The organism is Streptomyces sp. NPDC096193, assembly GCF_040302905.1.
Classification (GTDB): domain Bacteria; phylum Actinomycetota; class Actinomycetes; order Streptomycetales; family Streptomycetaceae; genus Streptomyces.
Genome location: NZ_JBEOSJ010000005.1, coordinates 290,562 through 304,619, shown reverse-complemented (window position 1 = coordinate 304,619; position 14,058 = coordinate 290,562). Strand labels below are relative to the sequence as shown.

At 68.3% G+C, this 14,058-nt stretch carries 14 protein-coding genes; 7 read left to right on the top strand and 7 right to left on the bottom strand.

Going from position 1 to position 14,058, the window contains the following annotated elements; genetic code table 11:
• Nucleotides 1-2 precede the first annotated feature (2 nt).
• Together ABTX78_RS11380 and ABTX78_RS11375 are read left to right on the top strand one after the other, a co-directional pair.
• Nucleotides 3-455, top strand: coding sequence for a GNAT family N-acetyltransferase (locus tag ABTX78_RS11380; protein WP_352206552.1), 453 nt, complete (start codon nt 3-5; stop codon nt 453-455).
• A 24-nt stretch (nt 456-479) separates the two neighbouring features.
• Nucleotides 480-1,643: a winged helix DNA-binding domain-containing protein gene (locus tag ABTX78_RS11375; RefSeq protein WP_352206551.1), complete on the top strand. Its 1,164-nt coding sequence runs from the start codon at nt 480-482 to the stop codon at nt 1,641-1,643.
• 79 nt (nt 1,644-1,722) lie between these two features.
• Here ABTX78_RS11375 and ABTX78_RS11370 read toward each other — a convergent pair whose 3' ends face one another.
• Nucleotides 1,723-3,105 carry a serine hydrolase domain-containing protein gene (locus ABTX78_RS11370; protein ID WP_352206550.1) on the bottom strand — a complete coding sequence of 461 codons (1,383 nt, stop codon included), beginning with the start codon at nt 3,103-3,105 and terminating at the stop codon, nt 1,723-1,725.
• A 422-nt stretch (nt 3,106-3,527) separates the two neighbouring features.
• On the opposite strand from ABTX78_RS11370, the gene ABTX78_RS11365 reads away from it, so the two are divergent.
• Complete coding sequence (locus tag ABTX78_RS11365) at nt 3,528-4,211, top strand: hypothetical protein (protein WP_352206549.1); 684 nt, start codon at nt 3,528-3,530, stop codon at nt 4,209-4,211.
• 154 nt (nt 4,212-4,365) lie between these two features.
• Here the strand turns inward: ABTX78_RS11365 and dnaB are convergent, their stop codons facing one another.
• On the bottom strand, nt 4,366-5,850 hold the full coding sequence (dnaB, locus tag ABTX78_RS11360) for a replicative DNA helicase (RefSeq protein ID WP_502993846.1): 1,485 nt from the start codon (nt 5,848-5,850) through the stop codon (nt 4,366-4,368).
• A gap of 424 nt (nt 5,851-6,274) precedes the next feature.
• On the opposite strand from dnaB, the gene ABTX78_RS11355 reads away from it, so the two are divergent.
• On the top strand, nt 6,275-7,612 hold the full coding sequence (locus ABTX78_RS11355) for an MATE family efflux transporter (protein WP_352206548.1): 1,338 nt from the start codon (nt 6,275-6,277) through the stop codon (nt 7,610-7,612).
• A 104-nt stretch (nt 7,613-7,716) separates the two neighbouring features.
• Here the strand turns inward: ABTX78_RS11355 and rplI are convergent, their stop codons facing one another.
• The 4 genes from rplI to rpsF form a co-directional block, all read right to left on the bottom strand.
• Nucleotides 7,717-8,163, bottom strand: a complete 447-nt coding sequence (rplI, locus tag ABTX78_RS11350) for a 50S ribosomal protein L9 (protein ID WP_352206547.1) — start codon at nt 8,161-8,163, stop codon at nt 7,717-7,719.
• A 17-nt stretch (nt 8,164-8,180) separates the two neighbouring features.
• Nucleotides 8,181-8,417 (bottom strand): 30S ribosomal protein S18, encoded by a 237-nt coding sequence (rpsR, locus tag ABTX78_RS11345; RefSeq protein WP_003956534.1) that lies wholly within the window; start codon nt 8,415-8,417, stop codon nt 8,181-8,183.
• A gap of 53 nt (nt 8,418-8,470) precedes the next feature.
• A complete protein-coding gene (locus ABTX78_RS11340) occupies nt 8,471-9,070 on the bottom strand; it encodes a single-stranded DNA-binding protein (RefSeq protein WP_352206546.1) in 600 nt (199 codons plus the stop codon).
• Between the two features lie 74 nt (nt 9,071-9,144).
• Nucleotides 9,145-9,435 carry a 30S ribosomal protein S6 gene (rpsF, locus tag ABTX78_RS11335; protein ID WP_159689873.1) on the bottom strand — a complete coding sequence of 97 codons (291 nt, stop codon included), beginning with the start codon at nt 9,433-9,435 and terminating at the stop codon, nt 9,145-9,147.
• Nucleotides 9,436-9,694: 259 nt separating this feature from the next.
• On the opposite strand from rpsF, the gene ABTX78_RS11330 reads away from it, so the two are divergent.
• The 3 genes from ABTX78_RS11330 to ABTX78_RS11320 all read left to right on the top strand — a co-directional run bounded on the left by ABTX78_RS11330 (nt 9,695) and on the right by ABTX78_RS11320 (nt 12,486).
• Nucleotides 9,695-10,018 (top strand): hypothetical protein, encoded by a 324-nt coding sequence (locus ABTX78_RS11330; RefSeq protein WP_352206545.1) that lies wholly within the window; start codon nt 9,695-9,697, stop codon nt 10,016-10,018.
• 232 nt (nt 10,019-10,250) lie between these two features.
• A complete protein-coding gene (locus ABTX78_RS11325) occupies nt 10,251-11,369 on the top strand; it encodes a lipid II:glycine glycyltransferase FemX (protein ID WP_313945333.1) in 1,119 nt (372 codons plus the stop codon).
• An 85-nt stretch (nt 11,370-11,454) separates the two neighbouring features.
• Entirely contained in the window at nt 11,455-12,486 is a 1,032-nt protein-coding gene (locus ABTX78_RS11320) for an alanine racemase (protein WP_352206544.1), read from the top strand.
• Between the two features lie 63 nt (nt 12,487-12,549).
• Here ABTX78_RS11320 and ABTX78_RS11315 read toward each other — a convergent pair whose 3' ends face one another.
• Nucleotides 12,550-14,055 carry a glycosyltransferase family 87 protein gene (locus tag ABTX78_RS11315; protein ID WP_352206543.1) on the bottom strand — a complete coding sequence of 502 codons (1,506 nt, stop codon included), beginning with the start codon at nt 14,053-14,055 and terminating at the stop codon, nt 12,550-12,552.
• Nucleotides 14,056-14,058: the final 3 nt, after the last annotated feature.

Sequence of the window (14,058 nt, the reverse complement as noted above, 5' to 3'; positions counted from 1 at the left end):
TCATGAGCGATCTGGACATACGCCCCGCTGCACTCGACGACATCCCGGAGATCGTGGCGATGCTCGCCGACGACCCCCTGGGCGCTCAGCGCGAGTCGCCGGACGACCTGACGCCGTACCACGCGGCCTTCGAGCGCCTTGCCCGGGATCCGAACCAGATCCTCGTCGTGGCCGCACGCCAGGACCGCGTCGTCGGCACCCTCCAGCTCACCATCATCCCCGGCCTGTCACGGCGTGGCTCCACCCGGTCGATCATCGAGGGTGTCCGTATCCACGCCGACGAACGCGGCAGCGGCCTCGGTACGCGCCTCATCGAGTGGGCAATCGACGAGTCGCGCCGACAGGACTGCCGGCTCGTCCAGCTGACCTCGGACGCTTCCCGGACCGACGCCCGCCGCTTCTACGAGAGGCTGGGCTTCGAGGCGTCCCACGTCGGGTTCAAGCTCCAGCTCTGAACAGTCTCCGCCCAGGGAGTTCGCGTGCATCGGATCAGCGACGAGCAGCGCCGTATCCGGCTCGGCCGTCGGCATCGTCTGGCCCCCTCCACACGCGTGGACGACCCGGTGGCGGCAGCGGACGCAGTGGTCGCGCTGCACGCCACCGATGCCGCGACCGTCTTCCTTTCCGCCTGCGCCCGTCTTTCGACTCCGGGTACCGAGGCGGTCGAACGGGCTCTTTACGACGACGTGACGCTGGTCCGGCTGCTCTCCATGCGCCGCACATTGTTCGCCGTCTCCGCCGGACTCGCGCCGTACGTCGAGGCGTCCACGGCCCACGCCATCGCGGTCAAGGAGCGCAGCACCCTCCTCGCGCATCTGGAGGAGGACAGCAGCGGCCTGGACGCGCGATGGCTCGCCGAGGCGGAGAACGCCGTTCTTGCCGCTCTTGTCCGGGGTGGCCCCGCCACGGGCACCCAGCTCTCCGCCGACGTCCCGGCCCTCCGGACGAAGATCACCGTCTTCCCCGGCAAGAAGCACGAGACGGTGCAGGGCGTCGCGACGCGCGTCCTCAGAGTGCTCGCCGCCGACGGCCGCATTCGCCGCGACCGGCCCCGAGGCTCCTGGACCTCCAGTCAGTTCCGCTGGACCGCCGGCCGGACCTGGCCGGTGGTGGATGCGGATGAGGCCCGTGCCGAACTGACCCGCCGCTGGCTCCTCGCGTACGGCCCGGCCACCGAAGCGGACCTGAAGTGGTGGACGGGCTGGAGCCTCGGCCACGTGCGCAAGGCGCTGACCGCTGTCGCCGCCGAGGCGGTCGAGCTCGACAGCGGTGCGACCGCTCATGTTGCGCCCGGCGACATCGAGCCCGAACCCGAGCCGGAACCCTGGGCGGCGCTGCTGCCGGGACTCGACCCCAGCGCCATGGCCTGGGCCGACCGCGGCTTCCACATCGACACGGAGCACCGCGCGGCCCTCTTCGACCGGTCGGGCAACATCGGCCCGACAGTGTGGTGGAACGGCCGCGTCATCGGTGGCTGGGCTCAACGGCCGGACGGCGAGATCGTCTGGCGTCTGCTCACCGATGCCGGCCGTGCGGCCACCGCCGCCGTCGAAACGGAAGCCTCCCGGCTGGCGGGCTGGGTGGGCGATGCCCGGATCACTCCGCGGTTCCGTACGCCTCTGGAGCGCGAGTTGTCGGCCTAGCCCTTCAGCCAGGGCTGCGCACGTTTCACGTGAAACATCGGCTCGCACGCGCAGGCAGAGGCTCGCAAGGACCGCCGCCTCACAGCTTCAGTCCGCGCCAGCCCTCCGGGTCCACTCCACCCGGCACCCCGCCCTCCGGCTCGTAGGGCTCCCGGGTGAAGACGAACGAACCCAGGTCGAGATGCAGGACCGAACCGTCTTCCCGGCGCACCACACGCAGGGTCTCGCCGGCGTAGTAGCCGTTCTGGCCGGTCCACGTACCGTCCTCCTCCGCGGTGAACCGCGCTCCCCTGCCGGAGCCCTGCAGCGGCAGCAGCTCCAGACCGCGGTCGGCGAGCAGCCGCAGCCCGAAGGAGTAAGTCCCCCAGTACCAGGGCCCGGTCAGCGCCAAGAGGTCCTGATCGACCTCCGGCAGCGGCTTCCAGGGCTCGGGGATGCGCGGCTCAGCCTCGGACACGATGCCGATGAGATCGGCCGCGACAGACCCTGTGAGCGGTCCCGAGGTGGCATTGGCGAGCGCGACGGCCGCGACCCCGTCGTCGACACTCATCCACAGGCCCGCAACGAAGCCGGGCCGCGAGCCTGTGTGCCCCACGAGGGTGCGGCCGTCCTTCCGGACGATCTGCACACCCAGCCCGTAGGTGGCGTCCCAGTCCCCACTCTCCAGCGGCACGGACGGTGTCCTCATCTCCCGTACCGAGGACTCCCGCAGGACGCGCTCGTCGCCCTCGGCGAGAAAGACGGCGAACCGGCAGAGGTCGGTGACCGTAGACCAGAGCTGTCCCGCGGGCGCCATCAGCCCGAGGTCCTCGGACGGTTCCGGCAGCAGCACATCGGCCCACGGGTGCACGGCCCAACCGCCGGCGTGCGGAGCCTCGGGCTGCGTACTCGTACGGCTCAGACTCAGGGGCTCCAGAATCTCCCTCCGCAGCACGTCCTCCCAGGAAGCACCGCGCATCGCCTCGACCAATGATCCGAGCAGCGTGTAGCCGGGATTGGAGTAGTGGTGGCGCCGCCCGACAGGGTGCATACGCGCCCCCTCACCCAGGACATCGCCGAGCTCCGGCCGCTGAGACCCCGGTGTCCGCTCCCACCACGGGGCCGGAGCCTCAGCGCTCAACCCGGCGCTGTGACCCAGGAGTTGGGCAATCGTCACGTCCCCCACGCCGGTACCGGACAGATGCTTCTCCAGCGGATCACTCAGATCGAGCAGCCCCTCGTCCCGCAGCCTCATCACCAGAACGGCGGTGAACGTCTTGGTGATCGAGCCGATGCGGTACTGGGTGTCGGCGTCCGGACCGTGGCCGTCGACGGAGGTGCGGGACCCCGTCCACACCAGATGGCCCTCACGCGCCACCCCGGCAACGAACGAGGGCGCGCGCCCTTCGGCTTGGGCGACCGCGATGCGGTGCAGCAGAGCCCGCTTGGTGGCGGGGAGGAACTCGGTAAAGGGTGAGGTCATGGGGCAGGTCTACCGGCGGCGCCGCGCCACGTCGACTGCATTCCCGGCATTTCGCGACGCGCGGACGAGACGACCGCGGGCCCCGGCATGCTCCGCGACGGCCACGGCCCCAGGGACACCGGGGGTTCTCGCGGTGAGGGTCCTACCTAGGCACCGTGACCCGCGGGAACCATGCGCTGTCTCACGCCGTGTTCATAGTCGGTCCGTCTCACGGTCATATCCCAATGCTCGAACTGGCCACCGGGAACAGGCTGCTGACCTTCCCCATGGACACCGAAGGGGCCTGGGCGAGTGGCCGCGTGACTGGATTCATCACCCGAACCGGCAGCCGCCCCGCCCGCAAGGTGGGGACTGTTCGTCGGGTGACGGGTGAGACGGACCGGGCCGGCCTGGGCACGCGACTACCACTTGGAGCACGTCGGATGAGCAGCAACGTACTGACCATGTACGCCCAGCCGAGACGAGTCGACAGCCAGGGTCAGGCGAAGGTCACGGGCATGGTCAGTTTCTCCGACGCATCGGGGCCGGCACCGTCAGCCGTGTACGTGGAGCGCGAACTGCCTCCGGGAGGCACGCCCGCTTACCTTGCGGCCCGGGGCGGCGGAGCCCGTTCCTTCGCCCTGTGGGCCGACGATCAGCGCCGGGAGCGGGTGGCCACCCTGGTGACCCTGTCGGCCGGCGGCGGCGTCGCGAGGTTTCAGGTGCTCGGCGCGCACGGCGAGGTCATCGGCACGATCATGCGCGAGAAGGCGCTCCGCGGCAGGGGCCTGCGCACCCGCTGGACCGTGCACCAGCTCGGCGGCTCCGAAGCGGTGGGCTTCAAGGGGAGGATCGTATGGTGGTGGCTGTGGTGGCTCTTGCTGCCCGTGATGACGGCGATCCTCGTGTTCAGCGTCTTCGACAGCGTCCCTGGCAACGAGGGCGGCTTCGCACGCGCCCCCCGGCGCATCCGGTGGCGCGCGAACGGGCAGATCCCGCTGGAGTTCAGGTCAAAGGGCGACAAACTGCATGTACACGCACCGGGTGTGGACTGGCGGCTCGGGGCGGCATTGATCGCCCTGCTGCGCAGCTTCAACTCAGGCGCGTGGGACTCGGTGAAGCAGTGACCACGGGGAGGACACTCCTGCTGCCGGTCTCGCCGACGCGGCACACGAGGCAGAGCCGCACACCACAGGGTGACAGGCACGGTGCCCGCAGCATCACCGTCGCGACGGCCGCCCTGAGATTCGGCCACGGGATGTGAGACCCCACAGACACGACCTAGGTCTGCGCCATGTCCACAAAACGGGAGTAGTGACCCTGGAACGCCACCGTGATCGTGGCCGTAGGGCCGTTACGGTGCTTGGCGACGATCAGGTCCGCCTCACCCGCTCGCGGGGACTCCTTCTCGTACGCATCCTCACGGTGCAGCAGGATCACCATGTCCGCGTCCTGCTCGATGGAGCCGGACTCACGCAGGTCGGACACCATCGGCTTCTTGTCCGTCCGCTGCTCGGGACCACGGTTCAGCTGCGAGAGCGCGATCACCGGCAACTCCAGCTCCTTGGCCAGCAGCTTGAGGTTTCGGGACATGTCCGAGACCTCCTGCTGCCGGCTCTCGGCACGCTTGGAGCCACCGGACTGCATCAGCTGGAGATAGTCGATGACGACGAGCTTCAGATCGTTGCGCTGCTTGAGCCGACGGCACTTCGCCCGGATCTCCATCATGGAGAGGTTCGGGGAGTCGTCGATGTACAGCGGTGCCTGGGAGACATCGGGCATGCGGCGGGCCAGCCGGGTCCAGTCCTCGTCGGTCATCGTCCCGGATCGCATATGGTGCAGCGCCACCCGCGCCTCGGCGGACAGCAGGCGCATCGCGATCTCGTTCCGTCCCATTTCGAGAGAGAAGATCACGCTCGGCAGATTGTTCTTGATGGAGCAGGCACGGGCGAAGTCCAGCGCCAGCGTGGACTTACCCATCGCGGGCCGGGCCGCGATGACAATCATCTGGCCCGGGTGCAGACCGTTCGTCAGGGAGTCGAAGTCCGTGAAGCCGGTGGGCACGCCGGTCATCTCACCGCTGCGTGACCCGATCGCCTCGATCTCGTCGAGAGCGCCCTCCATGATCTCGCCGAGCGGGAGGTAGTCCTCGCTGGTCCGCTGCTCGGTGACGGCGTAGATCTCCGCCTGGGCGGAGTTGACGATCTCGTCGACGTCACCGTCGGCCGCGTATCCCATCTGCGTGATCTTGGTGCCGGCCTCCACGAGCCGTCGCAGCACCGCACGCTCATGGACGATCTCCGCGTAGTACGAGGCGTTCGCCGCGGTCGGCACCGACTGGACGAGGGTGTGGAGATAGGGAGCTCCACCGACCCGGGTGATCTCGCCGCGCTTGACCAGTTCGGCCGCCACGGTGATCGGGTCGGCGGGTTCACCCTTGGCATAGAGGTCGAGGATCGCCGTGTAGACGGTCTCGTGGGCGGGCCGGTAGAAGTCGTGGCCCTTGATGATCTCCACGACATCGGCGATCGCGTCCTTGGAGAGGAGCATGCCGCCGAGCACGGACTGCTCGGCATCCAGGTCCTGGGGCGGCACCCGCTCGAACCCGGGAGAGCCTCCGTCCCACCCTCCGCTGTCCCTGCCGCGCTCGTGCTGATCGTCACGGCCACCACGGTGGTCGTTACGGCGCTGACGGGTAACGGGCAGACGATCGCCGGGGCTGCTGTCGGCCGCCCACGGGTCGTCCAAGGGCTCGGAAATGCTCACCCGGGCCACCTCCTCCCGTCCGCTCCGCGGACCTAGCCGTGCACCACTTTCTACGGCACGGCACTGACAAAACGAGTGGCCCCGCTCCGCTTCCGGCGCGTCGGGCGACGGTCCACGGTAGGCCCGGCGGCACCGTCAGCCAATCTGGTTATCCACAGGCCGTGTGGATGACCGACGAGATGCTGTGGAGAACCCCACAGAACCTGTGCACGGACCGGGGGACAGCACTGTGGACAAAGTCGGGCTCACCTCGCCACACCTGCCCTGAGCTGCTCTTTTTCCGTCCACCGCCTGTGGGGGAGAAAAACTTTCCCGACTGGGCCAAGATCACAACAAACGGCGCACAGCCGCGTCTCCACAGGAGAGCGACGTAAGGACCTCTGGCCAATTGCATCTCTTACCTGTGGAAGATTACATTGACCCCATGACTCAGGCCCTCAGGGATCCGAAGACGGTCCGGCGACGCCACGACCGAGAGATCGTCTCGCTCGCCGTTCCGGCCTTCGGCGCACTCGTCGCCGAGCCGCTCTTCGTCATCGTCGACAGCGCCATCGTCGGCCATCTCGGCACCCCGCAACTTGCCGGGCTCGGCGTTGCGGCGGCTCTCCTCATGACCGCCGTGAGCGTCTTCGTCTTCCTCGCGTACGCCACCACGGCGGCCGTCGCACGCCGCGTCGGCGCGGGCGACATGGCGTCCGCCATCCGCCAGGGCATGGACGGAATCTGGCTGGCGCTGCTTCTCGGTATTGCCGTGGTCGCCGTCACCCTGCCGGCCGCCCCCTGGCTCATCGACATCTTCGGAGCCTCCGACACGGCCGCCCCGTACGCCATCACGTATCTCCGCATATCCAGCCTCGGCATCCCCGCCATGCTGATCGTGCTGGCCGCGACCGGCGTTCTGCGTGGTCTTCAGGACACCCGCACTCCGCTGTATGTGGCGATCGGCGGCTTCGCCGCCAACGCCGCCCTCAACGTCGGCCTGGTCTACGGCGCGGGACTCGGCATCGCCGGATCGGCCTGGGGCACCGTCATCGCCCAATGCGGCATGGCCGTGGCTTATTTGATCGTGGTCGTTCGGGGGGCGCGGAAGCATGGTGCCTCGCTACGACCCGACACCGCAGGCATTCGAGCCAGCGCCCAGGCCGGTGTCCCTCTCCTGGTCCGTACGCTCTCGCTGCGCGCCGTCCTCCTGATCGCGACGGCGGTCGCGGCCCGCCTCGGTGACGCGGAGATCGCCGCTCACCAGATCGTGCTCTCTCTATGGAGTTTGATGGCCTTCGCCCTGGACGCGATCGCCATCGCAGGCCAGGCGATCATCGGCCGGTATCTCGGCGCCGGGGATGCCGACGGCGCACGTCAGGTGTGCCGCCGCATGGTGCAGTGGGGCATCGCCTCGGGCGTCGTACTGGGGCTGCTGATCGTCGCCACGCGCCCGCTCTTCCTCCCGCTGTTCACGGGTGACTCGGTTGTGCACGAAACCCTGCTGCCGGTCCTGCTGGTGGTCGCTCTCTCCCAGCCCATTGCCGGCGTGGTCTTCGTGCTCGACGGCGTCCTGATGGGAGCGGGTGACGGCCGCTATCTCGCCGGGGCGATGCTCGTGACCCTCACCGTCTTCGCACCCGTGGCCCTGCTCGTTCCCACTCTCGGCGGCGGGCTGACGGCCCTGTGGTGGGCTATGACGCTGATGATGGCGGTACGGATGCTGACGCTCTGGCACCGCACACGGTCGGGCCGCTGGATCGTCACGGGTGCAAGCCGCTGACGAACTCGGCCGATGTTTCACGTGAAACGCGCTGTTTCACGTGAAACGGCGAGAGGGCCGCACCGGAAGGTGCGGCCCTCTGCCGTACTGCATGAGTGCAGCGGTTACGCGGCAACGACCTCGATGCCGAGCTTCGCGGCAACCTCGGGGTGCAGACGCACAGACACCTGGTGCGAGCCCAGGGTCTTGATCGGCGTACCGAGCTCGACGCGACGCTTGTCCACGTCCGGGCCACCGGCGGACTTGATCGCCGAAGCGACATCCGCCGGGGTGACCGAGCCGAAGAGGCGGCCGGCGTCGCCGGAGCGAACAGCCAGACGCACCTTCACACCTTCGAGGCGGGCCTTGATCTCGTTGGCCTGCTCGATGGTCGCGATCTCGTGGATCTTGCGGGCGCGGCGGATCTGCGCCACGTCCTTCTCGCCACCCTTGGTCCAGCGGATCGCGAAACCACGCGGGACCAGGTAGTTGCGAGCGTAGCCGTCCTTGACGTCGACGACGTCGCCGGCGGTGCCGAGGCCGGAGACCTCGTGGGTAAGGATGATCTTCATGATTCGGTCACCCTTCCTTAGCGCGCGGTGGACGTGTAGGGCAGCAGTGCCATCTCACGGCTGTTCTTGACTGCCGTGGCGACGTCACGCTGGTGCTGCGTGCAGTTGCCGGTAACGCGGCGGGCACGGATCTTGCCGCGGTCGGAAATGAACTTCCGCAGCATGTTCGTGTCCTTGTAGTCCACGTAGACGGTCTTGTCCTTGCAGAATGCGCAGACCTTCTTCTTAGGCTTGCGCACAGGCGGCTTCGCCATGTGTTTCTCCTGTGTGATCAAGAAGTGGGGGTACGAGCTCCCCTGGGGAATCCCTAGAAGGGAGGCTCGTCCGAGTAGCCGCCGCCGGAAGAGCCGCCGGAGCTTCCGCCCCAGCTGCCGCCTCCACCGCCACCCTGCTGCTGGCCGCCGGCCGGCGCGCTGGTGGACCAGGGGTCGTCGGCGGGAGCACCGCCGCCACCCTGCTGGCCGCCGCTGGAGCCGCCGCCCCAGTTGCCGCCGCCGCCACCCTGCTGCTGACCGCCGCCGTAGCCGCCCTGGCCACCGCGACCGGTGGTCTTGGTGACCTTGGCCGTGGCGTTCTTCAGGCTGGGGCCGACTTCCTCGACGTCCAGCTCGTAGACCGTGCGCTTGACGCCCTCGCGGTCGTCGTAGGACCGCTGCTTGAGCCGGCCCTGCACGACGACGCGCATGCCGCGCTGGAGCGACTCGGCGACGTTCTCCGCCGCCTGACGCCAGACCGAGCAGGTGAGGAAGAGGCTCTCGCCGTCCTTCCACTCATTGGTCTGGCGGTCGAAGGTGCGGGGAGTGGACGCGACGCGGAACTTCGCGACCGCCGCACCGGACGGGGTGAAGCGCAGCTCGGGGTCGTCGACGAGATTGCCGACGACCGTGATGACGGTCTCGCCTGCCATGGGTGAACCTCTCGGCGGGGATTGCTTCTGGCTGCTTGCTGCTACTCGAACCCGATGACCTCTGAGCTAGACGCTCAGTGGGTCTCGGGGCGGAGGACCTTGGTCCGGAGGACCGACTCGTTCAGGTTCATCTGGCGGTCGAGCTCCTTGACGACCGCAGGCTCGGCCTGCAGGTCGATGACCGAGTAGATGCCCTCGGGCTTCTTCTTGATCTCGTAAGCGAGACGACGACGGCCCCAGGTGTCGACCTTCTCGACCTTTCCGTTGCCCTCACGGACGACGGAGAGGAAGTTCTCGATCAGCGGGGAGACAGCGCGCTCCTCGAGATCGGGGTCGAGGATGACCATCATTTCGTAGTGACGCATGTAGAACCCACCTCCTTTGGACTCAGCGGCCACGGTCGTTCCGTGGCAGGAGGGTCGTGATGCGTAAGCAACGGTATCCGCCACCACTGACAATCGCGGACGATCGGCGGCGGGCAGGGCAGACACCGGTGCAGACCATACAGACTACCTGCAGACGTGCTTCCGGTTGAAATCCGGTGGCCGGGGGACGCAATCTGTACACATCGGGTGTGCGCGGCGCTACGATGCGCCGCCTTCCGGCAACGCCAGGAGGTGCCTCATGGCACAGGCAATGCGACGTCACTCCAGTGAGTCCGCTGTTTCCCTCTTCGCCACGGACGGCAAGCCCCACCCCCTCCAGGACACCCTGGTCGCGGTGACGCTGGTGCTCGGCGTCCTCGCGTTCGTCACGGCGATGTTCCACAACCTCCATCTGCTCAGCTCGTGGGCCGGCCTCATCGGCCTCCTCACGGGTGCGTACGGGCAGTTCATCTCGGCGACGACCCGCGAGCGCTTCGCTCTGATCGTCGGAATGGGCGCATCAGGCATCGGCTTCTTCCTCGGTATGGCCCACGGCGGCCTCTTCGGTGGGGTCATCGGCTAGGCCGATCCGAGCGGCGACCTTCCGCCCCATACGACAGGCTCTGGCCCGTCCGGAGCAGTCGGCCCGGATTCATCGACGGCCCGCTCGGGCAGGGCAGCTCGGGCGGCAGGGCTCATGTCACAGGGACGCTGTTCCCTGCAGCCATTCGGGGCGCTCCCCCAGCGCAGTAGGCTTCGGCGCGAGAGCCGGAGCCCCTGACCCATGGGGACACACCTGCCGAGGAGCGCCCCGCATGAGCCTGACCCTGAGGACCATCAGCCGAGAGCAGCATCTGGCGTATATCCAGACACTGCCGTCGGCCAGTCATTGCCAGGTCCCGGCGTGGGCGGATGTGAAGACCGAATGGCGCTCGGAGAACCTGGGCTGGTTCGACAAGAGCGGCGAACTGGTCGGTGTCGGCCTGGTGTTGTACCGCCAGCTCCCCAAGATCAAGCGGTACCTCGCCTATCTGCCCGAGGGCCCGGTCATCAACTGGTACGCCCCGAACCTGGACGACTGGCTTCAGCCGATGCTCGCCCATCTCAAGCAGCAGGGCGCCTTCTCGGTGAAGATGGGTCCGCCGGTCGTCATCCGGCGCTGGGACGCCCCTGCCATCAAGTCGGGCATCCAGGACCCGGACGTGAAGCGGCTGCGCGACGTCGAGGCCTCCCACATCGAGCCGCGTGCCTTCGAAGTCGCCGACCGGCTGCGGAAGATGGGCTGGCAGCAGGGCGAGGACGGCGGTGCCGGCTTCGGTGACGTCCAGCCTCGCTACGTCTATCAGGTGCCCCTCGCGAACCGGTCCCTCGACGATGTCCTCAAGGGCTTCAACCAGCTCTGGCGCCGCAACATCAAGAAGGCCGAGAAGGCCGGCGTGGAGGTCGTCCAGGGCGGCTACGACGACCTCGAGGAATGGCAGCGGCTGTACGAGATCACGGCGGTGCGCGACCACTTCAGGCCCCGCCCGCTCTCGTACTTCCAGCGCATGTGGAAGGTGCTCAACTCCGAGGACCCCAACCGCATGCGGCTGTACTTCGCGCGGCACAACGGCGTGAACCTGTCGGCGGCGACGATGCTGGTCGTCGGCGGACACGTCTGGTACTCCTACGGCGCCTCCGACAACATCGGGCGCGAGGTCCGGCCCTCGAACGCGATGCAGTGGCGGATGCTGCGCGACGCGTACGCCATGGGTGCGACGGTCTACGACCTGCGCGGCATCAGCGACTCGCTGGACGAGACCGACCACCTCTTCGGTCTGATCCAGTTCAAGGTCGGCACCGGTGGCGAAGCCGTGGAGTACGTCGGCGAGTGGGACTTCCCCCTCAACAAGCTGCTGCACAAGGCACTGGACATGTACATGTCGCGCCGCTGACGTGCCCGTGGCCGACCCCGTAACCTCGTAGATCTCGTACATACCTCTGATACACCGCACACACCAGAAAGGTTCCGGGCCGGCCATGGCGCTCTCCCTCTACGTCGACACCGCGCGCTGGCGGGCGCACCAGAAGACCGTGATCGACCAGTTCCCCGGTCTCGTACCGGTCTGCAAGGGGAACGGCTACGGCTTCGGGCACGAGCGGCTCTCGGACGAGGCTTCCCGCTTCGGCTCCGACATGCTGGCCGTCGGGACGACGTACGAGGCGGCCCGGATCAAGGACTGGTTCAGCGGCGATCTCCTCGTCCTCACGCCCTTCCGCCGGGGTGAGGAGCCGGTGCCGCTGCCCGACCGCGTGATCCGCTCCGTCTCCTCGGTCGACGGCGTGCACGCCCTCGTCGGCGCCCGTGTCGTCATCGAGTGCATGAGCTCGATGAAGCGCCACGGCGTCTCCGAGCAGGACCTGGGACAGCTCCACTCCGCCATCGAGGACGTACGGCTGGAAGGCTTCGCCCTCCATCTGCCGCTGGACCGCACCGACGGCTCCGACGCGGTCGAAGAGGTCATCGGCTGGATGGACCGGCTGCGCGCCGCACGTCTGCCGCTGCACTCCATGTTCGTCAGCCATCTGCGGTCCGAGGAGCAGGCCCGGCTCCAGCAGCAGTTCCCGCAGACCCGTTTCCGCGCCCGTATCGGCACGCGGCTGTGGCTCGGCGACCACGACGCGACCGAGTACCGCGGCGCCGTCCTCGACGTGACCCGTGTGTCCAAGGGCGACCGGTTCGGCTACCGGCAGCAGAAGGCCGCGTCCGACGGCTGGCTCGTCGTCGTCGCCGGCGGCACCTCGCACGGCGTCGGCCTGGAGGCTCCGAAGGCGCTGCACGGTGTGATGCCTCGCGCCAAGGGCGTCGCCCGGGCAGGCCTGGCGACCGTCAACCGGAACCTTTCTCCGTTCGTGTGGGCGGGCAAGCAGCGATGGTTCGCCGAGCCCCCGCACATGCAGGTCTCGATCCTGTTCGTCCCCTCGGACGCGGACGAGCCGCGGGTCGGCGACGAACTGGTGGCGCACCTTCGCCACACCACGACCCAGTTCGACCGCCTGGTGGACCGCTGAGCCGGTCCTGAGGGCCGCCCGGGGGGTCTGCGACCCTCCGGGGCCCGTGACGGGTTCCGGCCCCTACGACTGGGCTCCGCCAGTCGTTCGCGGCCCCGTTCCCCACTCCACCTTCGGCCCCTCCATCGCGTGCGCCGCATGCCGCGCGGGGTGCGCCGCCTGCCCCACGACGAAGACGTCCTCCGCCCCGTCGAGCACACCGCCCGACGGGTCGTCCGAGCCGTCCTGCCGTACGCCGTCCCGCTCCGGCATCAGGATGTCCCGGACCACCACGGCGCACAGATAGAGCGTCCCCAGCACGTGCAGGGCGATCGCCACCTGGTACCCCTCGGGGGGCAGCCCCTGATGCTTGGTGCTGGTCGTGTAGGCGAGGTACATCCAGATCCCGAGGAAGTACATGACCTCGCAGGCCTGCCAGATCAGGAAGTCGCGCCAGCGCGGCCGGGCCAGCGCGGCGAGCGGGATCAGCCACAGGACGTACTGCGGCGAGTAGACCTTGTTGGTGAGGATGAACGCCGCGACGACCAGGAAGGCGAGCTGGGCCAGACGCGGTCGCCGGGGCGCTGCCAGCGCGAGCGCCGCGATCCCCGCGCAGGCCAGGAGCATGAGCAGCGTCGCGTAGGTGTTCACCTTCCCGACGTCGATGCCCTCGCCGGTGCGCTGGGTGATGATCAGCCAGAACGAACCGAAGTCGATCTGTCGTTCCTGGCTGAATGTGTAGAACTTCTTCCAGCCCTCGGGCGCCAGCACCATCACCGGCAGATTGACCACGAACCATGCGCCCGCCGCACCCAGCGCCGCCGTGGCGAACTCTCGCCACTTGCCGGCCCGCCAGCACAGCAGAAGCAGGGGTCCCAGCAGAAGTGCGGGATAGAGCTTGGCAGCGGTCGCCAGCCCGATGAGGATGCCGAAGGCCAGCGTCCGCCCGCGGGACCACATCAGCATCGCCGCCGCCGTGAGGGCGACGGCGAGCAGATCCCAGTTGATGGTCGCCGTCAGGGCGAACGCGGGCGCCAGGGCCAGCAGGAGTGCGTCCCACGGCCGGCGGCGGTGTGTGCGGGCCACACAGACAGCGATGACCGCCGTGCAGATCATGAGCATGCCTGCATTGATCATCCAGTAGGCCTGCTCCTGCTGCTGCAATGAGCCGTCGGCCAGATTCAGCCATGACGCCACCTGCATGAACAGGCCGGTCAGCACCGGATACTCCAGGTACTCCATGTCGCCGGCCAGCCGGTCGAAGTACGGAATGAGTCCCTCCGAGAAGCCGCGCCCCAGGAAGAGATGCGGAATGTCGGAGTAGCAGGCGTGCGTGTACTGCGAGCTGGTGCCCCGGAACCAGGCCCAGTTGTAGCAGGGCATCTTCTGCACCATGCCCAGCGCAAACATGCCGATGGCCACCACCGCCACGACCCGTACGGGCGTCAGATAACCGCTGCGGACACGCAGGGCCCAGCGGCCGGCCGGACCGCCGATCAGCTCGCTGCCGGACGCGGCGACGGAATCCCGCCGGGTGGGTCGGACGTCCGGCCTGTCCTCGTACACGCTCGTCTCTTCTGCGCTGGGCATGGT

Excerpts from the sequence above, each read along its gene's own strand:
- ABTX78_RS11380 (WP_352206552.1), top strand. The coding sequence starts at position 3 with ATGAGCGATCTGGACATACGCCCCGCTGCACTCGACGACATCCCGGAG.
- rpsR (WP_003956534.1), bottom strand. The coding sequence starts at position 8,417 with ATGGCGAAGCCGCCTGTGCGCAAGCCTAAGAAGAAGGTCTGCGCATTC.
- rplI (WP_352206547.1), bottom strand. The coding sequence starts at position 8,163 with ATGAAGATCATCCTTACCCACGAGGTCTCCGGCCTCGGCACCGCCGGC.
- ABTX78_RS11315 (WP_352206543.1), bottom strand. The coding sequence starts at position 14,055 with ATGCCCAGCGCAGAAGAGACGAGCGTGTACGAGGACAGGCCGGACGTC.
- ABTX78_RS11330 (WP_352206545.1), top strand. The coding sequence starts at position 9,695 with ATGGCACAGGCAATGCGACGTCACTCCAGTGAGTCCGCTGTTTCCCTC.
- rpsF (WP_159689873.1), bottom strand. The coding sequence starts at position 9,435 with ATGCGTCACTACGAAATGATGGTCATCCTCGACCCCGATCTCGAGGAG.
- ABTX78_RS11325 (WP_313945333.1), top strand. The coding sequence starts at position 10,251 with ATGAGCCTGACCCTGAGGACCATCAGCCGAGAGCAGCATCTGGCGTAT.
- ABTX78_RS11320 (WP_352206544.1), top strand. The coding sequence starts at position 11,455 with ATGGCGCTCTCCCTCTACGTCGACACCGCGCGCTGGCGGGCGCACCAG.
- ABTX78_RS11340 (WP_352206546.1), bottom strand. The coding sequence starts at position 9,070 with ATGGCAGGCGAGACCGTCATCACGGTCGTCGGCAATCTCGTCGACGAC.
- ABTX78_RS11370 (WP_352206550.1), bottom strand. The coding sequence starts at position 3,105 with ATGACCTCACCCTTTACCGAGTTCCTCCCCGCCACCAAGCGGGCTCTG.
- ABTX78_RS11365 (WP_352206549.1), top strand. The coding sequence starts at position 3,528 with ATGAGCAGCAACGTACTGACCATGTACGCCCAGCCGAGACGAGTCGAC.
- ABTX78_RS11355 (WP_352206548.1), top strand. The coding sequence starts at position 6,275 with ATGACTCAGGCCCTCAGGGATCCGAAGACGGTCCGGCGACGCCACGAC.